General features: G+C 65.2%; 23 protein-coding genes. 13 read left to right on the forward strand and 10 right to left on the reverse strand.

Going from position 1 to position 23,667, the window contains the following annotated elements; all coding sequences use genetic code 11:
* Positions 1–56 precede the first annotated feature (56 nt).
* From CGLAU_RS04825 to CGLAU_RS04845, 5 genes are all read right to left on the reverse strand, one after another.
* On the reverse strand, positions 57–617 hold the full coding sequence (locus CGLAU_RS04825) for a GNAT family N-acetyltransferase (protein ID WP_157731269.1): 561 nt from the start codon (positions 615–617) through the stop codon (positions 57–59).
* A gap of 1 nt (position 618) precedes the next feature.
* Positions 619–1,590, reverse strand: coding sequence for a 2,3,4,5-tetrahydropyridine-2,6-dicarboxylate N-succinyltransferase (gene dapD / locus CGLAU_RS04830; protein ID WP_095659710.1), 972 nt, complete (start codon positions 1,588–1,590; stop codon positions 619–621).
* Between the two features lie 10 nt (positions 1,591–1,600).
* Complete coding sequence (locus CGLAU_RS04835; RefSeq protein WP_095661046.1) at positions 1,601–2,959, reverse strand: amino acid permease; 1,359 nt, start codon at positions 2,957–2,959, stop codon at positions 1,601–1,603.
* 119 nt (positions 2,960–3,078) lie between these two features.
* On the reverse strand, positions 3,079–4,494 hold the full coding sequence (locus CGLAU_RS04840) for an amino acid permease (RefSeq protein WP_415877146.1): 1,416 nt from the start codon (positions 4,492–4,494) through the stop codon (positions 3,079–3,081).
* 98 nt (positions 4,495–4,592) lie between these two features.
* A complete protein-coding gene (locus tag CGLAU_RS04845; protein WP_095659712.1) occupies positions 4,593–5,546 on the reverse strand; it encodes a DapH/DapD/GlmU-related protein in 954 nt (317 codons plus the stop codon).
* Between the two features lie 19 nt (positions 5,547–5,565).
* Here CGLAU_RS04845 and dapE point away from each other — a divergent pair, with 19 nt between their 5' ends.
* The 7 genes from dapE to CGLAU_RS04880 are packed head-to-tail and all read left to right on the forward strand — an operon-like array spanning position 5,566 to position 10,579.
* Positions 5,566–6,651 (forward strand): succinyl-diaminopimelate desuccinylase, encoded by a 1,086-nt coding sequence (gene dapE, locus CGLAU_RS04850; protein WP_095659713.1) that lies wholly within the window; start codon positions 5,566–5,568, stop codon positions 6,649–6,651.
* A 42-nt stretch (positions 6,652–6,693) separates the two neighbouring features.
* A complete protein-coding gene (locus CGLAU_RS04855; protein ID WP_095659714.1) occupies positions 6,694–7,503 on the forward strand; it encodes an LOG family protein in 810 nt (269 codons plus the stop codon).
* Positions 7,504–7,507: 4 nt separating this feature from the next.
* Entirely contained in the window at positions 7,508–8,344 is an 837-nt protein-coding gene (gene folP / locus CGLAU_RS04860) for a dihydropteroate synthase (protein WP_232507205.1), read from the forward strand.
* A 14-nt stretch (positions 8,345–8,358) separates the two neighbouring features.
* Positions 8,359–9,132: a glucosyl-3-phosphoglycerate synthase gene (locus tag CGLAU_RS04865; RefSeq protein WP_095661048.1), complete on the forward strand. Its 774-nt coding sequence runs from the start codon at positions 8,359–8,361 to the stop codon at positions 9,130–9,132.
* 10 nt (positions 9,133–9,142) lie between these two features.
* Positions 9,143–9,535, forward strand: coding sequence for a cell division protein DivIVA (locus CGLAU_RS12500; RefSeq protein WP_232507206.1), 393 nt, complete (start codon positions 9,143–9,145; stop codon positions 9,533–9,535).
* On the forward strand, positions 9,507–9,674 hold the full coding sequence (locus CGLAU_RS04875; RefSeq protein ID WP_095659715.1) for a DUF3117 domain-containing protein: 168 nt from the start codon (positions 9,507–9,509) through the stop codon (positions 9,672–9,674). Before CGLAU_RS12500 ends, CGLAU_RS04875 begins: the two co-directional genes overlap by 29 nt.
* Positions 9,675–9,715: 41 nt before the next feature.
* Positions 9,716–10,579 carry a methyltransferase domain-containing protein gene (locus CGLAU_RS04880; RefSeq protein ID WP_095659716.1) on the forward strand — a complete coding sequence of 288 codons (864 nt, stop codon included), beginning with the start codon at positions 9,716–9,718 and terminating at the stop codon, positions 10,577–10,579.
* Positions 10,580–10,615: 36 nt separating this feature from the next.
* Here CGLAU_RS04880 and CGLAU_RS04885 read toward each other — a convergent pair whose 3' ends face one another.
* Both CGLAU_RS04885 and glgA read right to left on the reverse strand, forming a co-directional pair.
* Positions 10,616–12,031 carry a GH32 C-terminal domain-containing protein gene (locus CGLAU_RS04885; RefSeq protein WP_095659717.1) on the reverse strand — a complete coding sequence of 472 codons (1,416 nt, stop codon included), beginning with the start codon at positions 12,029–12,031 and terminating at the stop codon, positions 10,616–10,618.
* Between the two features lie 15 nt (positions 12,032–12,046).
* The gene (gene glgA, locus CGLAU_RS04890; protein ID WP_095659718.1) at positions 12,047–13,213 is read right to left on the reverse strand and encodes a glycogen synthase; all 1,167 of its coding nucleotides are present in this window, start codon (positions 13,211–13,213) and stop codon (positions 12,047–12,049) included.
* A 179-nt stretch (positions 13,214–13,392) separates the two neighbouring features.
* On the opposite strand from glgA, the gene glgC reads away from it, so the two are divergent.
* Positions 13,393–14,610 (forward strand): glucose-1-phosphate adenylyltransferase, encoded by a 1,218-nt coding sequence (gene glgC, locus CGLAU_RS04895; protein WP_095659719.1) that lies wholly within the window; start codon positions 13,393–13,395, stop codon positions 14,608–14,610.
* A gap of 13 nt (positions 14,611–14,623) precedes the next feature.
* Here the strand turns inward: glgC and CGLAU_RS04900 are convergent, their stop codons facing one another.
* On the reverse strand, positions 14,624–15,307 hold the full coding sequence (locus tag CGLAU_RS04900) for an O-methyltransferase (RefSeq protein WP_415877147.1): 684 nt from the start codon (positions 15,305–15,307) through the stop codon (positions 14,624–14,626).
* 135 nt (positions 15,308–15,442) lie between these two features.
* Between CGLAU_RS04900 and sigE the strand changes: the two genes are divergently transcribed.
* Genes sigE through CGLAU_RS04915 form a run of 3 tightly spaced genes read left to right on the forward strand, consistent with a single transcriptional unit; the run spans position 15,443 to position 17,034 of the window.
* Entirely contained in the window at positions 15,443–16,084 is a 642-nt protein-coding gene (gene sigE, locus CGLAU_RS04905) for an RNA polymerase sigma factor SigE (RefSeq protein WP_095659720.1), read from the forward strand.
* A 60-nt stretch (positions 16,085–16,144) separates the two neighbouring features.
* Positions 16,145–16,519, forward strand: a complete 375-nt coding sequence (locus CGLAU_RS04910; protein WP_095659721.1) for an anti-sigma factor — start codon at positions 16,145–16,147, stop codon at positions 16,517–16,519.
* Between the two features lie 44 nt (positions 16,520–16,563).
* Positions 16,564–17,034, forward strand: coding sequence for a Sec-independent protein translocase family protein (locus tag CGLAU_RS04915; protein ID WP_095659722.1), 471 nt, complete (start codon positions 16,564–16,566; stop codon positions 17,032–17,034).
* 1 nt (position 17,035) lies between these two features.
* Here CGLAU_RS04915 and CGLAU_RS04920 read toward each other — a convergent pair whose 3' ends face one another.
* The gene (locus CGLAU_RS04920) at positions 17,036–18,184 is read right to left on the reverse strand and encodes an Mrp/NBP35 family ATP-binding protein (protein WP_095659723.1); all 1,149 of its coding nucleotides are present in this window, start codon (positions 18,182–18,184) and stop codon (positions 17,036–17,038) included.
* Between the two features lie 58 nt (positions 18,185–18,242).
* On the opposite strand from CGLAU_RS04920, the gene CGLAU_RS04925 reads away from it, so the two are divergent.
* Positions 18,243–18,815 carry an ABC transporter permease gene (locus tag CGLAU_RS04925; RefSeq protein WP_232507207.1) on the forward strand — a complete coding sequence of 191 codons (573 nt, stop codon included), beginning with the start codon at positions 18,243–18,245 and terminating at the stop codon, positions 18,813–18,815.
* Between the two features lie 71 nt (positions 18,816–18,886).
* The gene (locus CGLAU_RS04930) at positions 18,887–19,639 is read left to right on the forward strand and encodes a type 2 periplasmic-binding domain-containing protein (RefSeq protein ID WP_095659724.1); all 753 of its coding nucleotides are present in this window, start codon (positions 18,887–18,889) and stop codon (positions 19,637–19,639) included.
* Positions 19,640–19,799: 160 nt separating this feature from the next.
* Here the strand turns inward: CGLAU_RS04930 and CGLAU_RS04935 are convergent, their stop codons facing one another.
* On the reverse strand, positions 19,800–23,567 hold the full coding sequence (locus tag CGLAU_RS04935) for a multifunctional oxoglutarate decarboxylase/oxoglutarate dehydrogenase thiamine pyrophosphate-binding subunit/dihydrolipoyllysine-residue succinyltransferase subunit (RefSeq protein ID WP_095659725.1): 3,768 nt from the start codon (positions 23,565–23,567) through the stop codon (positions 19,800–19,802).
* Between the last annotated feature and the right edge of the window lie 100 nt (positions 23,568–23,667).

Below are 23,667 nucleotides of genomic sequence, written 5' to 3' on the forward strand. Positions count from 1 at the left end.
AGCGGCTACTGAAGAAAAATGGGGGTTGCAGGGAACCGGCAGCAGCGCAGCGACGGCTAAGCGTCGGTGGCGAGGCGCGCGTACAGCGCGTGGTCGACGAATTCGCCGCGCAGCAGCTCCGCACCGCGCAGCACGCCCTCGAACGCAAACCCGCACTGCTCGGCAACGTGGCGCGAGGCCGCGTTTTCCACGCTGGCGCGAATCACCAGCCGGTGGACACCGTGCGCAAACGCGTGGTCGGACACCAGCCGCACCGCGCGCGTAGTCAGCCCCCGGCCGCGCGCCCACTGCGCCGCGTTGTAACCGAACTCCGCGGCGCGGTGCTGCTCCGACACGAGCCGCAGCTCGGCGTTGCCGCTGTAGCGCCCGTCGATCACCAGCGCCCAGCGGAGCTCGTTCGCGGGCACCTCCAGGAAAGCCGCGGCGTGCTCCGCGGTGCACGGGTGCGGCACTTGCGTCCAGCGCACCATGCGCAGGTCGTTGCAGGATTCAATAAGGTCCTCGCGCACATTGCTTATCGACGCCACCTCGCCCCACGGCACAAGCCCCAGCTCGCCGTCGCGCAGTGGCGGGCAGGGGATGGGCCAGGAGAACGCCGCGGGCAAGGTTGCGGGCACGCTAGTTCGCGTGCAGCGCTTCGTTGAGCTCGATGCCCTTCGCCGGCACAACCTCGATGGCGCCGGACAGCGAGTTGCGACGGAACTGCAGCCCGTTCTTGCCCGACAACTCCAACGCCTTGACCTCCGCGCCGGCTTCCTTGCCCAACGCGTCCGCGACCTCGCTGGTCAGGACCACCTTGGAGGAGGCGGTGACGTACAGGCCGGCTTCGACCACGCAATCGTCGCCAAGCGAAATGCCCACACCCGCATTGGCGCCGAGCAGGCAGCGCTCGCCGAGGGTGATGGTCTCCTTGCCGCCGCCGGACAGCGTGCCCATAATCGACGCGCCGCCGCCGATGTCCGTGCCGTCGCCGACGACAACACCTGCGGAGATGCGGCCCTCGACCATCGATGCGCCAAGCGTGCCGGCATTGAAGTTCACAAATCCCTCGTGCATCACGGTCGTGCCCTCGGCCAGGTACGCACCCAGGCGCACGCGATCCGCGTCGCCGATACGCACACCCGACGGCACAATGTAGTCCACCATGCGCGGGAATTTGTCCACGGAGTACACCACGACCGGGCCTTCCTCCGCGAGGCGGCCGCGCACAGTCTGGAAATCGGCCACCGAGCACGGGCCGTGGTTCGTCCACACCACGTTCGACAGCAGCCCGAATACGCCGTCCATGTTCAGCTCGTGCGGGCGCACAATGCGGTGCGACAGCAGGTGCAGGCGCAGGTACACGTCGTAAGTGTCGGTCGCCGGCGCGGACAGGTCCGCAATCGAGGTTTCCACGGCCACTCGCTCAACGTTGCGCTTCTCGTCACGCCCAACAAGGTGCGCGAAGCGCGGGTCGGCTTCTTCCACACGGTGGGTTCCAGTTTCGGCCACTTGCTTATCGACGTTTGGCGCCGGGAACCAGACATCTAATACCGTGCCGTCTTGCGCCACAGTTGCCAGGCCGCGTCCAGATGCGAAGGAGACAGTCATGGCCCCCACCTTAGAGCACTGTCTTGGGGGTCTCAGCGTGGGCGCGCGTTGCGCTGTTGGCGGCGCTGTTGGCAGGCGCGAGCGGTGGGGTGTTTCGCGTGGTGAACGACAGTGCAATCAAGATCGCCGAGAGGACGCTGACTGCGATGACTTGGGAGCGCGACGAGTCGTCGAAAAGCATGAGCCCTGTCAGCCCAAGGAGGGCGACGAGGGTGACCCACGGTACCCACGACGCGCCGCGGACCTGGACTGCTGAGCCCTGGATCTCGGGGTGGAGCTTGATGTAGCTGAGCGTGATCATGATCCAGGTGACGATGAGACAACCGCCGGTGGCGGCCATGATGAAGTCGATCATGCCCGGCGGGTTCCACCACTGCAGGCCGACGGCGACGAAAGCGAAGAAGACCGAGACCAGGACCGAGTTGGTGGGCACGGCGTTGGCGTTGGTCTTGGCCATCCAGCGTGGGGCGTCGCCTTCGAGTGCCTGCTGGTAGGCGAGGCGGGAGGTGCCGTAGATCTGCGCGTTGAATGCGGACAACAGCGCGAGCACGATCACGGCCTCCATGAAGCCGGCGGCGCCGGGGATGTTCGCCATGTCGAGGACTTGGGTGAAGGGGGACTCGGCGGCGGTGTCGGCGCCGTCGATCTGCGCGAAGGGGAGCAGCAAGATGATGATGACGACGGAGCCGACGTAGAACAGGGCGATGCGCCAAATGATCGAGTTGACTGCGCGTTTGACCGACTCGGCGGGGTTCTCGGATTCGGCCGCCGCGATGGTGACCACTTCGATGCCGCCGAACGCGAAAGCGACGGCGAGCAGGCCCGCCGCGATGCCGGTGAGGCCGTTGGGGGCGAAGCCGGACTCGCGGACGTTGTCAAAGCCGACGAACCCGGAGGCGGGCAGGAGACCGAGCCAGAGGGCTGTGCCGATGACCAGGAAGGCGAGGATGACCACGATTTTGATCATGGCGAACCAGTACTCGAACTCGCCGAAGCCCTTGACCTGCGCGAGGTTGACGGCGGTGAGGATGGACACGACGATCAGCGCTGGCAGCCACTGCGGCACGTCGAACCAGCCGGCCATGATGGCGGAGGCGCCGGTGATCTCGGCGCCGCACGCCATGATTAGCAGGAACCAGTAGATCCAGCCGAGCAGGAAGCCCGCCCAGTGGCCGAACGCCTGGCGGCCGTAGGTGGCGAACGAGCCGGAGCTCGGGCGGGCGGCGGCCATCTCGCCGAGCATGCGCATCACGGAAATGACGATCGCGCCGGCGATCACGTACGCGATGAGGATCGCCGGGCCGGCGGCGCGGATGCCCACACCGACGCCGAGGAACAGGCCCGCGCCGACGGCAGTGCCCAGGCCCATGAGCGTGAGGTGGCGCGACTTCAGGCCGCTGCCGAGCTCAGAGGCAGCGTCGGCGCTGCCGTGAGTGTCGGCGCCGCCGTGGGTGGGTTGGTTGCTCGCAGGAGTGATGCTGCTGCCACTCATTGGTGGGTCCTTTCCGGCGTGGCGTTGCGCGCGAAGGTGTCGGTGCGGGTCCAGATCACGCCGGCGGCAGCGATCACGCCGACGACGATGGCAACGGCCATGACCTGGAAACGGCCGTCCGGGTTAGTGAGCATGAGCAGCACGATGCCGGCTGCGAGCGCAATGGTCGCCCACGGCAGCCAGCTCGGGGCCCACATGCGTACGTGGGTGATCTCGCCGCTTTCAACGAGCCGCGGGTGCAGCTTCAGGAACGAAAAGGCGATCGCGAACCAAATCACAATCAAGCAGCCACCGACTGCGTTGAGCAGGAACGCGAGCAGTCCCGGCGGGTTCCAATACTGCAGGGCCACCGCGCCGAAGCCGAAGATTACGGAGACGATCACGGCACGCATCGGCACGCCGCGCGAGTCGGTGGAGGCAAACGCCGGCGGGGCATCGCCGCGCACAGCCAAGTTGTGCAGGAACCGGGAAGAACCGTAGACCTGCGTATTGCACGCCGAGAGCAGCGCAATCACAATGACGGCCTCCATGATCCCCACCGCGCCGGGGATGTTCGCCATCGACAGCACGGCGGTGAACGGCGACTCGGATGCATCCGACGCGCCGCCGATTTGCTCGAACGGCAGCAACAGCACGATCAGCAGCACCGACCCGATGTAGAACACCGAGATGCGCCATATGATGGTGCGAATCGCCGAGTGCACCGCCACCTCCGGATCCTCGGACTCCGCCGCGGCAATCGTGACCAGCTCGATGCCGCCGAACGCGAACGCCACTGCCAGCAGTGCCGTCGCCACGCCGCCCCAACCGTTCGGCATGAACCCGACCTCTGCGACATTGGACAGCCCCACAAAAGATGTCCCCGGCAGCAACCCCAGCCACAGCAGCGTGCCCAGCACCAGGAACGCCACGATCACGAGCACCTTGATCAGCGCGAACCAGAACTCGAACTCGCCGTAGTTCTTCACCGCGGCGAAGTTGATCAGGGTGAAGCACACGATGGCAACAAGCGCCGGAATCCACGCGGAAATGCCAAACCACGCGGCGATGATCGCGGAGGCACCCGTGATCTCGACGGCCATGATCATGATCATCATGAACCAGTACAGCCACCCAATGGTGAACCCGGCAGACGGCCCGAATGCCATCTCGGCGTAAGTGGAGAACGTGCCCGACGACGGCCGTGCCGCCACCATCTCAGCCAGCATCTGCATGATGCACACGGTGATCGCTCCGGCAATCACATATGCCAGCAGCACGGCGGGCCCAGCCGCAGAGATGCCGACACCGGTGCCCAGGAACAACCCGGCACCGATCGCGGAGCCGAGCCCCATCATGGTCAGGTGGCGCGTCTTCAGGCCCCGCCCTAGCGAGGTCTCCGCGGTCGCGTTCGCGGGAGGCATAGATGACATGCTCCTCACTCTAAACCGCACCTCACCGGGCCCCACCACCGCGGGGGTCAGGCTCATCACAATGCTTATCGACGGCCCCGGTGCACCCGCCCAGGAAACTACAGCACGCGAAGATCGGTACTGCGCGGCGGACGCGTGCGCACCACCGGCGAGTTCGAGAACGGCTCGTGCGCAATCAGCAGATCGCTTTGGCCCGACAACTCGCGCGCCTTCACCTGCTCGCCAACGCGCGCGTCGAACACCACGGTCTCGGGCGCGAGCACGACGTTGAGACCGATCTCGCAGTTATCGCCAAGGTCAACACCGATGAGCCCCGCCGAATGGCGCAGCAAGCAGTCGCGTCCGATGCGCAGCGGTAGCCGGTTGCGTCCCTCGCCCTCGTTGGCCATCACGTTCGCGGACAGCGCGATCTTCGTGCCTTCGCCAACCATCACCGACGACGACATCCGCCCCTCAATCTTCGCCGGCCCCAACGACCCGGCGTTGTAGGACACGAACCCCTCACGCACCACAGACGTGCCCGGCGCCAGGTACGCCCCCAACCGCACGCGCTCGGCCTCCGCAATCGCCACGCCCGACGGCACGACGTAGTCCACCATTCGAGGCAGCGGCTCAATCGACCACACGTGAATCATCCCGCGCGAGCGCAGGTTCGTCCGGACGTACTCAAAGTTGTCCGACAGGCACGGCCCCTTATTCGTCCACACCACGTGCACGAGGTGTTCCAGGCAGTCGTGCATATTGATCTCGCCGGGGCGCACCAACCGGTGCGAAAGCAGGTGCAGCCGCAGGTACACGTCGTGCGCGTCCACCGGCGGCTCCGATAGGTCCCCAATCCGCGTCTGCACCGGCACCAGCTCCACGAGGCGGTCATGATCCATCCCGACCAAGTTCAAAAACCGGTCGGACAGGTCGCGCGCGGAGACGCGGTGGGTGCCAGAAGGGGCGTCCAACGGGCCGTCGATAAGCGAAGGGCTCGGGAACCATGTGTCCAGAACCGTGCCGTCGATCGCAATGTTCGCAATGCCTGTACCTTGAGCTCCTAGCGGCATGCACCCATAATAAGGGCTTGTGCTTAACGACGACCCGGTGGCCTTGACCGCCACCCTCATCGATATCGAGTCCCCGTCGCACCATGAGGCTGCGATCGCGGACGTGCTTGAGACTGCGCTGCGCGGGCTGGCCGACGTGGACGTGCAGCGCTTCGGCAACACGCTGGTGGCGCGCACGAATTTTGGCCGTGATCAGCGCGTCGTGCTGGCCGGGCATGTGGATACGGTGCCGCTGGCGGACAACACGCCGCACCGCATCGGACCCGACGCCGACGGCAACGAGACGCTGTTCGGCTGCGGCGCCGTGGATATGAAGTCCGGTCTCGCCTGCTATCTCAATGCGTTCGCGCGCCTGAGCCAGGACCCGGAGCGCGCGGCGTTCGACCTGACGCTGATCGCCTACGAGGGCGAGGAGGTGGCCACCGAGTTCAACGGCCTCTACCACCTCGAGCGCGATCACCCGGAGCTGCTCGCGGGCGACATCGCGCTGCTCGGCGAGCCCTCCGGCGGCATCATCGAGGCCGGCTGCCAGGGCACGATCCGCGTCTTCGTCGACGCGCACGGCACCCGCGCGCACTCCGCGCGCAGCTGGTTGGGGGAGAACGCCGCGCACAACCTCGCCGGGGTGCTCGCGCGCGTCGCGGCGTACGAGCCGCGCACCGTCACCATCGCCGGCTGCGAGTACCGCGAGGGCCTCAACGTCGTGGGCATGGAAGGCTTCGTGGCCACCAACACCATCCCGGATTTCGCGCGCCTGACCATCAATTTCCGGTACGCGCCGGATCGCTCCGTCGAGGAGGCCAAGGCTCATCTCGAGGAAGCACTTTCGCTTGACGACGGCCTGACGCTGACCTACGACGACGTCGCCCCTGCAGCTCTGCCCGGGTTGGACGACCCGGTCGCCGCGAACTTGGTCGCAGCCGTGGGCGGCAACTTCCGGGCCAAATACGGTTGGACGGACGTTGCGCGCTTCTCTAGTCTGGGTGTTCCGGCTGTCAACTTCGGGCCCGGCGACCCGGGGTACGCCCACAAGCGCGATGAACAGTGCCCAACGGCGCAGATCCGGCACGTGTCGGAGCAGCTGCTGCAGTACTTGACGCGATAGATCGCCAGCGCGATAACCAATACAAGGAGCACACCTACCTCCATGGCCCCTCACATCACCCCCAGGCCAGGCCGCGAACGCAAACTCCGCGGGCCGATCATGGTCCGCAGCGAGCAGGACCAGCAGGCGACCACCTACGACCAGCGGCTGCTGGAATCCATCGGCCACGCCGACCACGACTGGAAGCACGCTGACCCGTGGCGCGTCATGCGCATCCAGTCCGAGTTCGTCGCCGGCTTCGATGCGCTCAGCGAGCTGCCGAAGGCCGTCACCGTTTTCGGCTCGGCGCGCCTGGGCGAGGGGACTGAGGAGTACGAGCAGGCCCGCCAGGTTGGCAAGGCGCTGACCGAGGCCGGCTACGCCGTAATCACCGGTGGCGGCCCGGGCCTGATGGAGGGCCCGAACCGCGGCGCCCACGAGGCTGACGGCGTCTCCGTTGGCCTGGGCATCGAGCTGCCGTTCGAGCAGGGCCTGAATGACTGGGTCGATCTTGGCCTCAACTTCCGCTACTTCTTCGCCCGCAAGACCATGTTCCTGAAGTACTCGCAGGCGTTCATCTCGCTGCCGGGCGGCTTCGGCACGATGGACGAGGTCTTCGAAGTGCTGTGCATGGTGCAGACCGGCAAGGTCACCAATTTCCCGATCGTGCTCATGGGCACCGACTTCTGGTCCGGCCTGGTCGATTGGATGCGCAACCAGCAGCTCGCCCGCGGCCTGATCTCGCCGGGCGACGACGAGCTGTTCATTGTCACCGACTCCGTCGACGACGCCGTCCAGCACATCGTGGACGCCCACAAGGTGATGACGGATGGCCGCCTCCGCGAACAGCGGGGCGAGCAGCAGAACCGCTAGCCCGATGGCACCCCAGCTCGCCGCAGTCATGGCGATTGTGAACCGCACCCCCGACTCCTTCTACGACAAGGGCGCGACCTTCGCCGTCGAGAAAGCAGTCGAGCGCGCGAGCAGAGCCATTATCGACGGCGCGAGCATCATCGACATCGGCGGAGTCAAAGCAGGCCCCGGCGACAACGTCGACGAACGAGCAGAAATCGATCGGGTAGTGCCCGTCATCGCCGCTGTTCGCGCGGCCCATCCGGACGTGACCATCAGCGTGGACACCTGGCGCGCGAGCGTGGCCCAAGCCGCGATCGATGCCGGCGCAACGCTGGTCAACGACACCTGGGCGGGCTTCGACCCGGAGCTCGTCGAGGTCGCCGGCGCGAACAAGGTCGGTTACGTCTGCTCGCACACCGGGGGAGCGGTCCCTCGCACCAGGCCGCACCGCGTGCGTTACGACGACGTCGTGGCCGACGTCATCCGCGAAACCACCGCCCTCGCCGAACGCGCGGTCTCAGTTGGCGTGCCTGAAGATGCCGTGTTCATCGACCCGACGCACGACTTCGGCAAGAACACCTTCCACGGGTTGGAGATTCTGCGCCGCGTCGATGAGCTGGTGGCAACCGGCTGGCCGGTGCTCATGGCGCTGTCGAACAAGGACTTCGTCGGCGAAACTGTGGGCCGGGGTGTGGATGAGCGCGTCGCCGGCACGCTCGCCGCGACCGCTTGGGCCGCAGCCCACGGCGTGGCTGCGTTTCGCGTGCACCAGGTACGCGAGACCGTCGACGTGATCCGCATGACCGCCGCGATCCAAGGCACCGCAGCTCCGCTAGCGACCGTGAGGGGCCTCGCGTGACCCCGCCAGAATCCATGCCAGAGTCCGCGCCTGTACCTGCGGTGAGCGTGGTCATCCCCGCGCTCAACGAGGAGGCCACCGTCGCGCACGTGATCGCCGCCTGCCTCGCCTCGGAGGCTGTTTCCGGCGCAGCCGCAGGCGCGGGCGAGGTGCTGGTCATCGACTCCGACTCCACCGACGCCACCGCCCGCGTCGCCGCCGAGGCGGGCGCGAAGGTGGTCAACTGGCGCGACGTGGACCCGCGCGAGCCGGTGCCCGGCAAAGGCGAGGCACTGTGGCGCGGGGTGCGCGCGGCACGCGGGGACATCGTGGTGTTTGTAGACGCGGACGTCACCAACGTCGAGCCGTGGTGGATCGACGCTCTCGTCGCGCCCTTCGCAGACCCCAGAATCGAGCTGGTCAAGGCGACCTACACCCGCGACGAAGGCGAGCACGGGCGCGGCGGGGGTCGCGTCACCGAACTGACAGCCAAACCGCTGCTGCGCGCATTCTTTCCGGAACTTGGCCACATCGACCAACCGCTTGCAGGCGAGTACGCCATCCGTCGCAGTATGGCCCTCGAGCTGCCCTTTGTCGCGGGCTACGGGGTGGACGTCGGGTTGTTGATTGATGTGGCGGTCAAAGGGGCGTCAATAAGCACTGCCCAAACTGACCTGGGCCATCGCACCCACCGCAACCGACCGCTGGCTGAGCTGGCGCCGATGGCCGACGTGGTGGCGCGCACCATCCTGAATCGCGCGAGCCTTGGCGCCGAGGTGGACCAGCGACCGCCGTGGTCGGCCAGCTAGGATAAGCCCCATGCTTTCCTGGATCATGCTCATCATCGCGCTAATTGTGTTCAGCGTGCTCGGCCTGTGGCTGTTTTCCGCGGTGTTCGGCCGGGGTGAAGCGCTGCCGCCGATGATGGAAACCGCCGACGTGAAGGAGGCGAACCGCCGCGCGGTCGACGAGGGGCGGATCGACGACATCCAGCTCGAGGTCGTGCACCGCGGGTACCGCATGGACCAGGTGGACGCGCTCATTGCGCAGCTGACAGGAACCGGCGAAACGCCAGCTCAGCCAGTCGTAGAGCCTGCGACCCTGGCGGCGGCCGAAGATGGGGACGCGCAAAAGAGCGTAGACTCTTCGGAAGTAATGGTTAGACCTGAAGGAGAACCGACGCATGGCAGCAATGAAACCGCGCACCGGTAACGGCCCGATGGAGGCTGTGGAAGAAAGCCGCAAGATCGTAATGCGCATCCCGTCCGACGGCGGCGGCCGCCTCGTCGTAGAGATGAGCAAAGAAGAAGCCGCCGAACTGGGCCAGCTTCTGCTCGACGCTGCGGAGTAGCGCGTTTCAGCCGCGCAGAGGCTGCGCGGTACTATCAGCCCATGCTCAAAGATATCCTCGACGTGCTGGCTGACCCGGTCGACCTGTCCCCGCTGCGCGGTGCGGACGACTTTTCTCGCCTCGTGTCCGAGACCGGCCACTCGTACGACGTTGCCCGTCAGGGGTACGTCACTCTCGCCGGCGGCAAGGGGCTGAATCATGACGGCGACTCACCGGAGATGGTGCAGTCGCGCGAAGCTTTTCTGTCGCAGGGCTATTTCGCTCCGTTCGTCGAGGCAGTTACGGAGGCCGTCGAGGATGTGCTGGAGGTCTCGGCCCCCGATGTCGCTGAGCCGGTCATTTTGGAGGTCGGCGCTGGCACCGGCTACTACCTCTCGCACACGCTGGACACGGTGGACGGTTCGCGCGGCGTCGGCCTCGACATCTCGGTCCCGGCCGCGAAGCACCTCGCCAAGTCGCACCCGCGGGTCGGTGCGGTCGTCGCCGATGTCTGGGAGCGCATCCCGCTTATCGACGGTAGCGCCCACGCCATCACAGTCATCTTCGCTCCGCGCAACCCAGCGGAATTTCGCCGAGTGCTTGTCGACGGTGGCGAGGCAGTCATCCTAACGGCAGACCAGGGCCACCTCGACGAGCTTCGCGAGCCTCTGGGGATCCTGGGCGTGGAGGAAGGCAAGCTCGAGAGGATGCTTGAGCAGGCGCAGGGTTACCTGGAGCCAGTGGGGGACGCTGAGCTGATCGAGTTCCCGATGCAGCTCGAGCGCGAGGCGATCGCTGCGCAGGTAGGCATGAGCCCATCCGCCCGCCACGTGGACCCGGCGACGCTGCAGGAGCGCGTGGCCGCCTTGCCGGAGCGCCTTGAGGTCACCGCCCGCGCCCAGCTGATCCACCTGCGCAAGGCGTAGTAACTAACAAGGCGTAGGCGCGGGGTGGACTAGCAACTAGCGCAGCGCGGCGTAGCCGCGGCGCCACTCGCTGTAGATCTCGGCGTCGCCGTTGGTGCGCACGCGGATGCCGGAGCTTCCGCCTGTAGGCCAGAAGCGCGAGGACATGACAACGCTGCCGCCGCCGGCGTAGACCTCAAGCGTGGAGCCGTCGACGATGATGGTGATGTTGTCCTCGTCATCGTCGTGCAGCTGCGCCGTCTTCGGCTCCCCGTCGAAGCGGTCCAGCTCGATGTGGTCGCCGCTGTGGCGGATCCGCGCAGCTGGCTCGCCGGACGCGTCGAGCACCTCGGCGACAATCGCTGAGTCGGACGGGATGTCGCACAGCGCCGCCCACAGCAGCGCGCGCTCGGACGCATCGATCGCTTCCGGCAGTCCCGGCGCCGGCACCTGATAAAGGTGTCCGTGTTGCAGGGTGACGCGGCGTGGCAGCGTGAGCGCGTTGGCCCACCCCTCTGCGTCCCAGTTCGGCTCGCTGGTCGGGTCGCCTTTGCGGCCAGAGTTGGTCATGAAGCCGTAGAGGTACGCGCGGTCGTACCGCCCCAGCTCGTTTTCCACGTCGCGCGGGTAGTTGGTGTTGCGTGGGCGGGTGAAGTCGTGACCGTGGTCGAAGAGCTGACCCGGCGTGACCACGTGGAACACATTGCCCTCGAGCGTGCCAATGATGTAGCAGGCGATGTCCTTGCCGTCGCGCTCGATGGTGAGGAACAGGACGTCATAAATGTTGTCGTCCACCTCATCGCGCAGCCGCACCAGGCGCGGGGCGACAAGCGAATCGTCCAAGTCTAAGCCCGGATCGCCGTCGAACTCGAGCGGGCCGTCGAAGGTCCAAGCGCGACCGTCTGCGGAGTGCAGGACCACCGGCTTCGGGTGGTCGGTGGGGCCGGACACGGCGAGCATGAGCCAGCCTTCATGGCCCTCGTCGCGGTTGGCGGCGCTGTCCCAACCAGGAATGACGCACGGCGAGCGGAAGTTGCCGTACTCGCCGGCGTCATCGACCACGACTCCTAGGCGCTCGACGGCCGCGGAGACGCGTACGTCTTCGTCGAGGTCGTCGCACAGCGCGTCAATGTCATCGACGCGCGCGAGCTGAATCGTGTTGCCGGCGTCGGTGCGCGAGGTGAAGTAAAAATCCACACCGCCATCGTTGATTTCGCCGCCAACCACGGCACCGGCGCGCACGTGCGTCTCGTCGTCAATCGGCACGATCGCGTCGTTGCACTCGAACCAGCTGAACGGGTCGCCTTCGCTCATGTTGTGGCCCCAGCGGCTCGGCCCACCCGGCTCATCGGCGTACTGGTAGAACATGTGCCAAACCCGTTGCTCGGGCTTGCCAAGGCGGATCACCCCCGCCGGACCCTCGAGGACGCCGCTGTCCGCGGTGACGTGCAGTTCTGGTCGGTAAACAGTCATTAGCCTGGAGTTTTCCTAGATCAGTTGCTTGTAAATGTCCACGGTTTCTTGCGCAATGGTCGCCCACGAGAAGTCCGCCACGGCGCGCTGGCGGCCCGCCTCGCCCATCTGCGCAGCCTTGTCGGTGTTGCCAGCGACTGCGTTGACGGCCTCCGCCAGCCCACGCTCGAAGGTCTCCGGATCGGACTCGTCGTAATCCACCAGCGTGCCGGTCTCGCCGTCCACGACCACCTCGGGAATGCCGCCCACACGCGATGCGACGACGGCGGTTCCGCAGGCCATTGCCTCCAGGTTCACAATGCCCAGCGGCTCATAGATTGAGGGGCACACGAACACATCGGAGGTCGAGTACACCTCGCGGATGCGCTCCGACGGCAGCATCTCCTGCACCCAGAACACCCCGTCGCGCTCTGCACGAAGCTTTTCGACGAGAGCGTTTGTCTCCTCAGCGATCTCGGGAGTATCCGGCGCGCCTGCACAGAGGATGAGCTGCACGTCCTCATCGAAGTGCTGCGCCGCCTTCAGCAGGTGGGGCACACCTTTTTGCCGGGTGATGCGCCCGACGAAAGAGACGATTGGGCGGGAGGTGTCCACGCCCAACTCGTCGGCAATAGTGCCTTTCTCTGGGAACCATTTCTCCGGGTCGATGCCGTTGAGCACGACGTGAACCTTGGACTCGTCGATGCGCGGGTAGGCGCGCAGGATCGCGTCTTTCATGCCGGCGGAGACACCAATTACGGCGTCTGCGTACTCCATGGCGTTCTTTTCGCTCCAAGAGGAGATGTCGTAGCCGCCGCCGAGTTGCTCGCGCTTCCAAGGGCGGTCCGGCTCCAGTGAGTGGGCGGTGACCACGTGCGGAATGTCGTTGAGCAGGCCGGCGAGGTGGCCGCCGAGGCCGGAGTACCAGGTATGGGAGTGCACGACATCTAGCCCGCCGTTGACCTTGCCCACTGCATCCGCCATGCGAAGGCCGGTGGACAACGTTTTGATTGCGCCGTTGGCATCTTCCAGTTCAGGGTCAACCCCGTGGACGTAGACGTCCTTCTCGTCGCGGGGAGCTCCCATGCAATGCACGTCGACATCGACAATGTCGCGCATGAAACGGGTCAGTTCGGTGACGTGGACGCCTGCACCGCCGTAAATCTCCGGCGGATACTCTCTGGTCATCATTCCGACTCTCATGCCCGCCGAGCTTAGTTGCGTTTAAAACGTGCTGCACGGACGTCAGCTTGGCTCGCGCCGACGGCCACGCCGCCCAACTCGCCCGCCGCGTCGCGGGCTACCCCCGTGGGGCGGGATGCGGTGCCCGAATCGTCGTCAATGTCCTGCGCGATTCGGGCAGTTTCAATACCCTAAACAATATGAAGAGCCAGCCAAGAGTCCTCGCCATCGTCCTCGCTGGCGGTGAGGGAAAACGCCTGTTCCCGCTAACCGCCGACCGTGCAAAACCCGCTGTTCCCTTTGCCGGGACCTACCGTCTGATCGACTTCGTTTTGTCGAACCTCGTCAACGCCGGCTACATGCGTATCGCGGTCCTGACCCAATACAAGTCGCACTCGCTTGACCGCCACGTGGCCACCGCGTGGAACGTTTCCGGCCCGACCCCGCAGTACATCGCGTCGGTGCCTGCGCAGCAGCGCCGCGGCAAGCGTTGGTACACCGGTTCCGCGGACGCGATTGTGCAGTCGCTGAACCTGATTTATGACGATATGCCGGACTACGTCCTGGTCTTCGGTGCGGACCACGTCTATCGCATGGATCCGTCGCAAATGGTGGAAGACCACATTGCGTCCGGCAAGGACGCCACGGTAGCGGGCATCCGCGTCCCGCGCGCAGAGGCGACGGCCTTTGGCTGCATCCAGTCCACCGAGGACGGCACTATCACCGAGTTCCTGGAGAAGCCGGCCGACCCGCCGGGCACCCCGGACGACCCGGAGATGACCTACGCGTCGATGGGCAACTACGTGTTCACCACCGAGCCGCTGATCAAGGCGCTGCTGGAGGATGAGCAGAACGAGGATTCCTCCCACGACATGGGCGGCGACATCATCCCGTACTTCGTGTCCCAGGGGCAGGCCAACGTCTACGACTTTTCCTCCAACGAAGTTCCGGGCGCGACCGATCGCGACAAGGGCTATTGGCGCGACGTCGGCACCATCGACTCGTTCTACGACGCGCACATGGACTTGATCTCCTCGCACCCGATCTTCAACCTCTACAACAAGGCGTGGCCGATCCACTCGACGGAGGATTCGAACCTCCCGCCGGCGAAGTTCGTCATGGGCGGTATTGCGCAGGAGTCGATGGTGGCATCCGGCTCGATCATCTCCGGTGCGACGGTGCGCAACTCGGTGATCTCCACCGATGTCCGCGTGGAGGAGGGTGCGACGGTCGAGGGCTCCGTGCTGCTTCCGGGCGTGCGCATCGGCAAGGGTGCTGTCGTGCGCCGCGCGATCTTGGACAAGAACGTCTACGTCTCCGACGGTGAGATCATCGGCGTCGACTTGGAGCGCGACCGTTCCCGTTACACCGTCTCTGACAGCGACGTCGTGGTCGTCGGCAAGAGTGAAGTGGTTTAAAGGAAGGCCCGGCCTAACGTTTCGTGATCAGCGTCAGGCCCCCATCAAGGGGCAAGCGCGTGACGACGGCTGCGTTATCCACCCCAAGCGCAGCTGCATGAGCGTCAGCCTGTCGGGCGGCTTCTGTCTCGCGATCGCGCCGTGATGGGTCGGACAGTGTGCCGTCGAGAAGCGAATCGGCGATGATGAGGGTTCCGCCCTGGGTGAGCAATGGCCAGGCGTTGTCGATGAGCGGTGCCATCTCTAGGGGCGCGACATCGGCGTAGATGAGCTGATACGCGTCGGCGGCGAGCCGGCCCATAACGTCGAGCGGGCGCGCGGTCAGGAATCGCGCGCGGGAGGGGGAGTGGCCCCCGATGCGGAACGCTTCTTTCGCGCCTGCCTGCAGCGCTGCCTCCGGCTCGATGCAGGTGAGCGTCGCTTTATCCGGGAGTCCGCGCAGAATGTGCAGACCGACCACGCCTGCAGCTGGGGTGACGGCGACAGCGCCTTGGCCGGGCGAGCCGGCGCCGGCAGCGAGCGTTGTCAGGAGAGAACCCACGACGGCACTCGGCGCGCGCACGCCGTTTTCCTCCGCCTCGATGTACGCGTGGTTGAGGGCTTCGCGAAGCGCGTCGTCGCCTTCGCCGCCTTCGCCGTTGGCGCTGGCTTGCGCGTTGATGTAGGCGGTCATCTGGGTAAACGCAGTCTCACTCACGGGATTCATCATAGACGGCAGGTGGGAGCGGCCCGGGCATTGTGCGGTGAGATTTGCGCAGCTGACTCGCACAGCCGATTTGCACAGCGTTTTGTCAGTTCGTTCCCTGGGTGTAACCGGCGACACTCTGACACAATGGCACTCGTGACTTCCGATCCTGCCGCGCACCTTGAAACCGCTAGCGACGCTGAGTTGACGCAGCCGCTGACCGGGACCGCCGCGTTCGACGCTGGCCACGGGGAGATGCCGAGCTGGTCGGAGCTGGTCGCCGAGCACGCGGACAGCGTCTACCGTCTGGCGTTTCGTCTCTCCGGTAACCAGCATGACGCGGAAGACCTCACGCAAGAGACGTTCATGCGCGTGTTCCGCAACCTGAAGAACTACCAGCCGGGCACCTTTGAAGGCTGGCTGCACCGAATCACCACCAACCTGTTTCTGGACATGGTGCGCCACCGCTCGAAGATCCGGATGGAAGAGCTGCCGGACGACTACGAGCGTGTGCCCGGCACCGCGTTGACCCCAGAGCAGGCGTACTCCGCCACCAACCTCGACCCGGCACTGCAGCGGGCGCTGGATGAGTTGGGCCCGGACTTCCGCGTCGCAGTAGTGCTCTGTGACGTCGTGGGCATGAGCTATGAGGAAATCGCCGAAACCCTCGGCGTGAAGATGGGCACTGTTCGCTCCCGCATTCACCGCGGCCGTACACAGTTGCGCGAATCCCTAGAGGCTCAGGCAGTGCACGACACCGCCACGAAGGAGCTGCTGCGCACCCGCTAAGCCGTGTGCTCCGCTTCGCGAGTACCCTTTGAATGGCAATCGGAAAGGAGAGCGGCGACCATGGTCAAACGCGCAGATAAGCCCCGCTTTTCTTCCACCGATCATCTAAGCGCCGAGGCAGTTGCCGCGTTCGTTGACAACGAGCTTGGTCACTCCGCGCGCCGTCGGGCGATGGACCACATCGCGCAGTGCCAGGAGTGCCACGAGGAGATAGTCGCCCAGCGCGGGGCGGCGGAGCGCGTGCGCAGCTGCGGCGCTGACGGGGTGCGGGCCCCGGACTTCCTCGTCGAGCGCCTGGCCCGCATGTCCGAAGCAGACATCGCCGCAGAAGTAGGAGCCGCGGATGAGCACGCCCCGCGCTCCCCGCGTCGCTTTGCGCAGAATCTGCTTAACCGGGTGGTCAGCGTGCTGCGCGCAGTCAAACGCAAGCACTAAGTCGAAGCGCTGAAGAAGATTCGCACGAGGGTAGGGTGTGAGAGGTGTTATCGAACTTCGGATGGACTGAGTTCTTCTTCCTGCTGATCATCGGGCTGATCGTGATCGGCCCGGAGCGCCTGCCCAGCGTTGTCGAAGACGTCCGAGCCGCCATCTACGCTGCGCGCAAAGGCATCGCGAACGCGAAGCGTGAGCTCAATGGCGAGTTGGAAGGCTTCGAGGAGTTCCGCGAGCCGATTAACACCGTGTCCAAGTACGCCGCGATGGGTCCGCGCCGCGCGGTGTCGTCGCTGCTCTTCGAGGGCGATGAGGAGTACCTGGACGAATTCGACCCGCGCCGCGCACTCGCCGACGACGAACCACAACAGCCGGAGCATCCAGCGCAACCAGCACAGCCCAAGCAGGTCAACTCCGGGCCCCGCCCCAGCCCGCAAAACCAGACGCCGCCACCGGCGCCGGAGCAGCCTGGTGAGCCGAAGCGCACCGCGGGATTCTCCTGGGAGGACGTGGTTTAGGCTACTTCACCGTCGGGTTGAGGTTCTTGCCCGCCAGCGAGTTTCGTCGCACTTTAAGCTTCTCGACGATCCCCTGCACCGCCTTGGCTGCCGGAGCATCCGGGTCTGAGAGCACGACAGGGGTGCCGATGTCGCCATTTGCGCGCAGGGCAGGGTCGAGCGGGATCGAGCCGAGCAGTGGCACGTCGGAATCGGTGAGCGCCGTGAGGCGGTCTGCCACCTGCTGGCCGCCGCCTTCTCCGAAGACGTTGACAACGGAGCCGTCGTCAAGCAACAGCCCTGCCATATTTTCGATGACTCCCGCAATGGGCTGATCCGTCTGCTGCGAGATGGTGCCGGCGCGCTCGGCGACTTCGGCCGCGGCGGCCTGCGGGGTGGTGACGATGATGAGCTCGGCGGTGGGCACAAGCTGCGCGACTGTGATGGCGACGTCACCAGTGCCGGGCGGAAGGTCGAGGAAGAGGACGTCGAGGTCGCCCCAGTAGACGTCGGCGAGGAACTGCTGGATGGCGCGGGTGAGCATGGGCCCGCGCCAGACGATGGGCGCGTTGCCTTCCACGAACTGGCCGATGGAGATGTGGCGGACGTTGTGGCTGATCGGCGGCATGATCATGTCGTCGACAACCGTGGGACCCTTGTCCTGCGACCCCATGAGGCCTGGGATGGAGTGGCCGTAGATGTCGGCGTCGATGACGCCCACCGTGAGACCCTGGGCGGCCATGGCGGTGGCGAGGTTGACTGTCATCGAGGATTTGCCGACACCGCCCTTGCCGGAGGCAACCGCGAAGACGCGAGTGCGCGAATCCGGGTCGGCGAACGGGATGACCGGCCCGGTCTGTTCGCCGCGGAGCTTCTCTGAGAGGGCGCGGCGCTGCTCGTCGCTCATTGTATGGAGAGTGACGGTGACGGTGCCGACGCCGTCGAGTTCCTCGAGGACTGCGCGGACGTTGGATTCGATGGTGTCGCGCATCGGGCAGCCAGCGATGGTGAGGTAGATGCCGACATGAACGTCGGTGAGGCCGGCGGAGTCGGCGGGGGAGAGCTGGATCGACTCGACCATGCCGAGTTCGGTGATGGGTTTGCCGATCTCGGGGTCATCAACCCGCGCAAGCGCATCGCGGACTTGGGATTCTGAAGGTGCTGTAGCCATATCAAAAGGCAAGTATAGGCCCCGGGGAAATGCAAGGTCATCTGTATACTTCTTCACTATGACCAATCCCAATCGTCGTCAGCTCCAAATCCGTGAAGTGCCGTCCGGATGGCCGGTCGGCTCGTTTGACACCTACGCCGAAGCGCAGGAGGCCGTCGACAGCCTGTCGGATCGTGAGTTTCCCGTTGAGAAGCTCACCATCGTGGGTGTGGACCTTATGCAGGTGGAAAACATCACTGGCCGTCTGACTTGGGGCCGGGTGCTGGGCGGCGGTGCGCTGTCCGGGCTGTGGATGGGTATGTTCATCGGCTTGATCTTCGCGCTTTTCGCCATGCCGGGTACCGGGTGGTCAGTACTTGTTTGGTCCCTGCTGATTGGTGCCATGTTCGGCTTAGTTTTCGCCGCGATTGCTTACGCGTTCTCCGGCGGCCGGCGTGACTTTTCCTCGGCGACGGCCATTGTTGCCGGCCACTACGACGTGCTGTGCGAGGCGGACATGGCGCCGCAGGCGCGCGACTTGATCGCCGCGGGCGCACGGGGTCAGCGGCCGCCGGAGCGGCCGGCACAGCCGGAGCAGCCGAACAATGCTCCGCACTCCGACAACCCGGGTGGCCCGGGCAACGCGCAGTAGCGCGTCATTGGCGCGGTAGAGTCGTAGACCAGATTCACGATTCCCCGCCGAGAGCAAGGGAGGGCTTAACCATGGGAGTCAACCCGAAACGCTCGATCGCCGGCGCAGCGGCACTTGCCGCGGCGTCGGCGCTTCTTGTCGGGTGCTCAACTGCAGACAACGCGTTAGCCGCGTTCAGCGACACTCGGCCGGTGTCGATCGGGATTGATCCCGATTCCGCCGAGCAGGTCGTGCTGGGGGAGATCTACAGTGAGATCTTCAACTCCATGGGTTACGCCGTGGGAGTGATCAGCCTGTCCGATTTCGCGGAGCGCGACGCAGTACAGCTGCTACGCACTCAGGAGGTCGACCTGGTCATCAGTTGCACCGGGACGTTGCTGGACGCGCAGGATCACGCCGCCGCCCGCGCACTCGCGGCCTCCGGTGAAACCGGGGAGGCACTGTCCGTGGCTACGTACGACGCCATGCAAGGCACGTTCCCGGCTGACATCCGCACGGTCGATCCGTCGCCGGCCCAAGGCTGCGGCGCAGGATTCTCGGCAACTCAGCCGGCGACCCAGCCGGGCACCGCGCCGGCTGCCCAGCCGGGCACTGCGCCGGCGGGAAAGCCACAGCTGCCGCAGAACATCGTCCCGATCTTCACCGACTCGAAATTTGACCGTCGTACGGTGCAGCGAATCAACTTCATCACCCGCGTGATGGCCACCGAAGATATCGCCGAGGCCGCTGAGCGGGTCGAAGGCGGTGAACCGGTGCGCGCAGCCGTGTCCGAGTGGCTCATGGAGTACGCAAACATCACGATCGGACTCGCTCCCGAAAACTAGCTGCACCGCCTGTTTCGTAGCCTGTCCGCACAACAGCGCGATTGCGCGACTGCACAACAGCGCGATTGCGCGCAATCACGAAACCGGCCCGCGGGGATCATCTCCCTGCGGGCCGGTTCTTTGCCTAGACGGCTACGCGCCTAGAGCTGGGCGGGAACGTTTACTTGGCAAACGCCTCGTCGACAAGCGCCTGCTCCTCTTGCTGGTGCACCTTGGCCACACCGGTAGCGGTGGTGGACTGGGCGCGGCGGGACACGCGCACCATCTCCGGCATGTCCTCGATGAGGTCGCGCAGGTGTTCGTTGTAGAACGGCCACGGACCCTGGTTCGCCGGCTCGTCCTGCACGAAACGGATCTGCTTCGCGTTCGGGTAGTTCGCGAACGCGTCGCGCAGGCGGTTGAACGGGATCGGGTGGAGCATCTCGATGCGGATGATCGCCACGTCGTCGCGGCCGTCCTTCTCCTTGCGCTTTGCAAGCTCGTAGTAGATCTTGCCCGAGCACAGCAGGATGGTCTCCACGTTGTCAAAGTCCGCGCCGTTGACCTTCTTGTTGCCGCGGGAGACAAAGTTCGGGTCATCAATAACGGACTCGAAGCGGTCTGTCTCGATGAAGTCGGCCGGCTGGGAAACCGCGGCCTTGTTGCGCAGCATCGACTTCGGAGTGAAGACGATCAGCGGGCGACGCATCTCACCGAGCGCCTGGCGGCGCAGAAGGTGGAAGTGGTTCGCCGGGGTCGACGGCTGGGCAATGGTCATCGAGCCCTCAGCCACAAGCTGGAGGTAGCGCTCAATGCGTGCCGACGAGTGGTCGGGTCCCTGTCCCTCGTAACCGTGCGGCAGCAGCATGGTCAGGCTCGAAAGCTCGCCCCACTTGGTCTCGCCGGAGGAGATGTACTCGTCGATAATGGTCTGCGCACCGTTGGCGAAGTCGCCGAACTGCGCCTCCCAGGCCACTACGGCATCGCGGTTGGCAATGGTGTAGCCGTACTCGAAGCCCAGGCCTGCGAACTCGGTCAGGGCGGAGTTGTAGACCTCGAAGCGGCCGCCGTTTTCGGCCTCAACTGCGTTGTGATCCAGCGGATTGAACGCCTCGCCGTTGTCCGGGTTGTAGAGCACCGCGTGGCGCTGGGTGAAGGTACCGCGCTGGGAGTCCTCGCCGATGAGGCGGACGTACTTGCCCTCCTCGGCCAGGGAGCCGTAGGCGAGCAGCTCGCCCCAGCCCCAGTCGATGCCGCCGTTCTCCAGCGAACCGCCGCGGTTCTTCAGCACGTTCTTGAGGCGCTTGTTCGGAGTGAAGTCCTCCGGCAGGTTGGCGTAGGTCTCCGCCAGGCGCTTGAACTGCTCCTCGCTGATGGAGGTATCCAGGCCGCGAGTGAGCTCCTGCGCCTCGGTGATGCCGGTCTGCTCGCTCGGCTTACCCTCGGTGGACTTCACATCGGAGAAGACCGAGTCCAGCTGGTCCAGGAAATCCTGTGCTGCGATCTCTGCTTCTTCCTCGGTGATGTCGCCGCGGCCGATGAGGTCGTTGGTGTAACGGGTACGCACGGACGGGTGCGACTCAATGCGGTCGTACATGATCGGCTGGGTCACCGTCGGGTCGTCAGCCTCGTTGTGGCCGCGCAGGCGGTAGCAGATCAGGTCGATGAAGACGTCCTTGCCAAACTCGCGGCGGTACTCGGTGGCCAGCTGGGCAACCCATGCAGCGGCTTCCGGGTCGTCGCCGTTGACGTGGAAGACCGGGCAGTCGAAACCCTTTGCCAGATCGGTGGCGTAGAAGGAGGAACGGCCGGAGTCCGGGGTGGTGGTGAAACCGATCTGGTTGTTCACCACGACGTGGACGGTGCCGCCGACAGCGTAGCCCGGCAAGCGCGACAGGTTCAGGGTCTCCTGAACCACGCCCAGGCCGGTGAACGACGCGTCACCGTGCAGCATGATCGGCACAACCGGGTAGTCCTCGCGGCCTTGCTCGTGCTTGAGCAGGTCGGTCTTTGCGCGCGCCATGCCCACCAGGACCGGGTCGACGGCCTCGAGGTGGGACGGGTTGGCGGCCAGGGAGACCTTGATCTCGCCGTCGCCGAACATCTGAATGTGCTGGCCCTCGAAACCGAGGTGGTACTTCACGTCGCCGGAGCCACCCTGCTGAGCGGCCTTGAAGTTGCCCTCAAACTCGTTGAAGATGGTGGCAACCGGCTTGCCCACGATGTTGAACAGCACGTTCAGGCGCCCGCGGTGCGGCATGCCGATGACAACCTCGTCGAGGCCTTGGCCTGCGGCGGTGTCAATCACGGCATCCATGAGCGGGATCAAGGTCTCAGCGCCCTCAAGCGAGAAGCGCTTCTGGCCCAGGTACTTCGTCTGCAGGAAGTTCTCGAAGGCTTCAGCAGCGTTGAGCTTCTGCAGGATGTACTTCTGCTCGGCGTGGGTCGGCTTCGGCATGCCGGCCTCGATGCGGTCGAGCAGCCACTCGCGCTCGTCGCGGTCCATGATGTGGGTGAACTCCGCACCCACCTTCAAGGTGTACGCAGCGCGCAGGCGGGTGAGCACCTCGCGTAGCGTCATCTGCTCCTTGCCGCCGAAACCACCGACGTGGAAGGTGCGGTCGAGATCCCAGATGGTCAAACCGTGGGTCTCAATGAGCAGGTCACGCGAGTCCGGCTTCGGCAAACCTGGCTGGTGCCACTTCAGCGGGTTGGTGTCCGCAATCAGGTGGCCGCGGGAGCGGTAAGCCTGGATAAGCTGCATCACGCGGGTGTCTTTGTTCACACCCGTGTTCGGCAGGTCCTGCGCCCAGCGAAGCGGAGCGTAGGGGATCTCCATTGCTTCGAAGATCTCGTCCCAGAACTTGTCGTCGATAAGCAACTGGGAGATGTCGCGCAGGAACTCACCGGACTCCGCACCCTGGATGACGCGGTGGTCGTAGGTGGAGGTGAGGGTGACCAGCTTGCCCACGCCGAGCTCGGCGAGGCGGTCCTCGGAAGCGCCGGCGAACTCCGCCGGGTAGTCCATCGCGCCGACACCGACGATGGTGCCCTGGCCCTTGGTCAGGCGCGGAATGGAGTGTCGGGTGCCGATGCCGCCCGGGTTGGTCAGCTGGATGGTCACGCCGGAGAAGTCATCCATGGTGAGCTTGCCGTCGCGCGCGCGGTCCACGATGTCCTCGTAGGCGCGGACGAACTGCTCGAAGTTGAGGGTCTCGCACTCCTTGATGGCCGCAACGACCAGGGAGCGGGAGCCGTCCTTCTGCGGCAGGTCGATCGCCAGGCCGAGGTTGATGTGCTCCGGCTGGACGGCGAAGGACTTCTTCTCTTCCTCGCGGTAGTTTTCGTTCATGTCCGGGTGCAGCTTGGTGGCCTGGACAATCGCGTAACCGATGATGTGGGTAAACGAGATTTTTCCGCCGCGGGTGCGCTTGAGGTGGTCGTTGACCAGCGCGCGGTTTTCAAACATGAGCTTGACCGGCATGTCGCGCACGGTGGTCGCGGTCGGCACCTCGAGCGACTCGTTCATGTTCTTCGCAATCGCCTTTAACGCGCCCTTGAGCAGGGTCTCGCCCGGCTCGTAGGAGACGCTGGAGATGTTGTCCAGCGGCGACTTCTTCGGCTTCGGCAGCACCGAAGTCTTCTGCTTCGCGGCGGCCTTGGCGGCGGAGTCGACCTTGGTCTCGCGACCGTCCTGGCTCGGTGCGGCGGTGGTGCGAGCAACCTTTTCGTCGGTCTTCGCAGCGGCGGTCTTGCCGGTACCGGTGTCGGAAGCAGCTACCTGCTCAGCCTTGGGGCTAGCGGGACCACCCTTCGCCGTACTCGGTGCGCCCTGCTGCTCAAAAAGTTCGCGCCACTCCTGGTCCACGGAGCTCGGATCCTTCTGGAATTGCTGGAACATCTCGTCGACCAGCCAGCTGTTTTGGCCGAATGTGTTATCGCTGCTCACGGCAGGTGATCGCCTTCCTTGATCTATGAACGTTCGTCGTTTCAATGGTAATGAAACAACCACGACAACGGGACGATAGGTAGCAATAACTCACGATGAG

Source organism: Corynebacterium glaucum (assembly GCF_002287505.1).
Lineage (GTDB): Bacteria > Actinomycetota > Actinomycetes > Mycobacteriales > Mycobacteriaceae > Corynebacterium > Corynebacterium glaucum.

Coding starts and splice junctions, on each gene's coding strand:
- dapD (WP_095659710.1), bottom strand. CDS start 1,590: ATGACTGTCTCCTTCGCATCTGGACGCGGCCTGGCAACTGTGGCGCAA.
- CGLAU_RS04835 (WP_095661046.1), bottom strand. CDS start 2,959: ATGGGCCTGGGCACTGCCGTCGGCGCGGGCCTGTTCCTCGGCGTCGGT.
- CGLAU_RS04840 (WP_415877146.1), bottom strand. CDS start 4,494: ATGTCATCTATGCCTCCCGCGAACGCGACCGCGGAGACCTCGCTAGGG.
- CGLAU_RS04845 (WP_095659712.1), bottom strand. CDS start 5,546: ATGCCGCTAGGAGCTCAAGGTACAGGCATTGCGAACATTGCGATCGAC.
- CGLAU_RS04855 (WP_095659714.1), top strand. CDS start 6,694: ATGGCCCCTCACATCACCCCCAGGCCAGGCCGCGAACGCAAACTCCGC.
- folP (WP_232507205.1), top strand. CDS start 7,508: ATGGCACCCCAGCTCGCCGCAGTCATGGCGATTGTGAACCGCACCCCC.
- CGLAU_RS04865 (WP_095661048.1), top strand. CDS start 8,359: ATGCCAGAGTCCGCGCCTGTACCTGCGGTGAGCGTGGTCATCCCCGCG.
- CGLAU_RS12500 (WP_232507206.1), top strand. CDS start 9,143: ATGCTTTCCTGGATCATGCTCATCATCGCGCTAATTGTGTTCAGCGTG.
- CGLAU_RS04875 (WP_095659715.1), top strand. CDS start 9,507: ATGGCAGCAATGAAACCGCGCACCGGTAACGGCCCGATGGAGGCTGTG.
- CGLAU_RS04880 (WP_095659716.1), top strand. CDS start 9,716: ATGCTCAAAGATATCCTCGACGTGCTGGCTGACCCGGTCGACCTGTCC.
- CGLAU_RS04885 (WP_095659717.1), bottom strand. CDS start 12,031: ATGACTGTTTACCGACCAGAACTGCACGTCACCGCGGACAGCGGCGTC.
- glgA (WP_095659718.1), bottom strand. CDS start 13,213: ATGAGAGTCGGAATGATGACCAGAGAGTATCCGCCGGAGATTTACGGC.
- glgC (WP_095659719.1), top strand. CDS start 13,393: ATGAAGAGCCAGCCAAGAGTCCTCGCCATCGTCCTCGCTGGCGGTGAG.
- sigE (WP_095659720.1), top strand. CDS start 15,443: ATGGCACTCGTGACTTCCGATCCTGCCGCGCACCTTGAAACCGCTAGC.
- CGLAU_RS04910 (WP_095659721.1), top strand. CDS start 16,145: ATGGTCAAACGCGCAGATAAGCCCCGCTTTTCTTCCACCGATCATCTA.
- CGLAU_RS04920 (WP_095659723.1), bottom strand. CDS start 18,184: ATGGCTACAGCACCTTCAGAATCCCAAGTCCGCGATGCGCTTGCGCGG.
- CGLAU_RS04925 (WP_232507207.1), top strand. CDS start 18,243: ATGACCAATCCCAATCGTCGTCAGCTCCAAATCCGTGAAGTGCCGTCC.
- CGLAU_RS04930 (WP_095659724.1), top strand. CDS start 18,887: ATGGGAGTCAACCCGAAACGCTCGATCGCCGGCGCAGCGGCACTTGCC.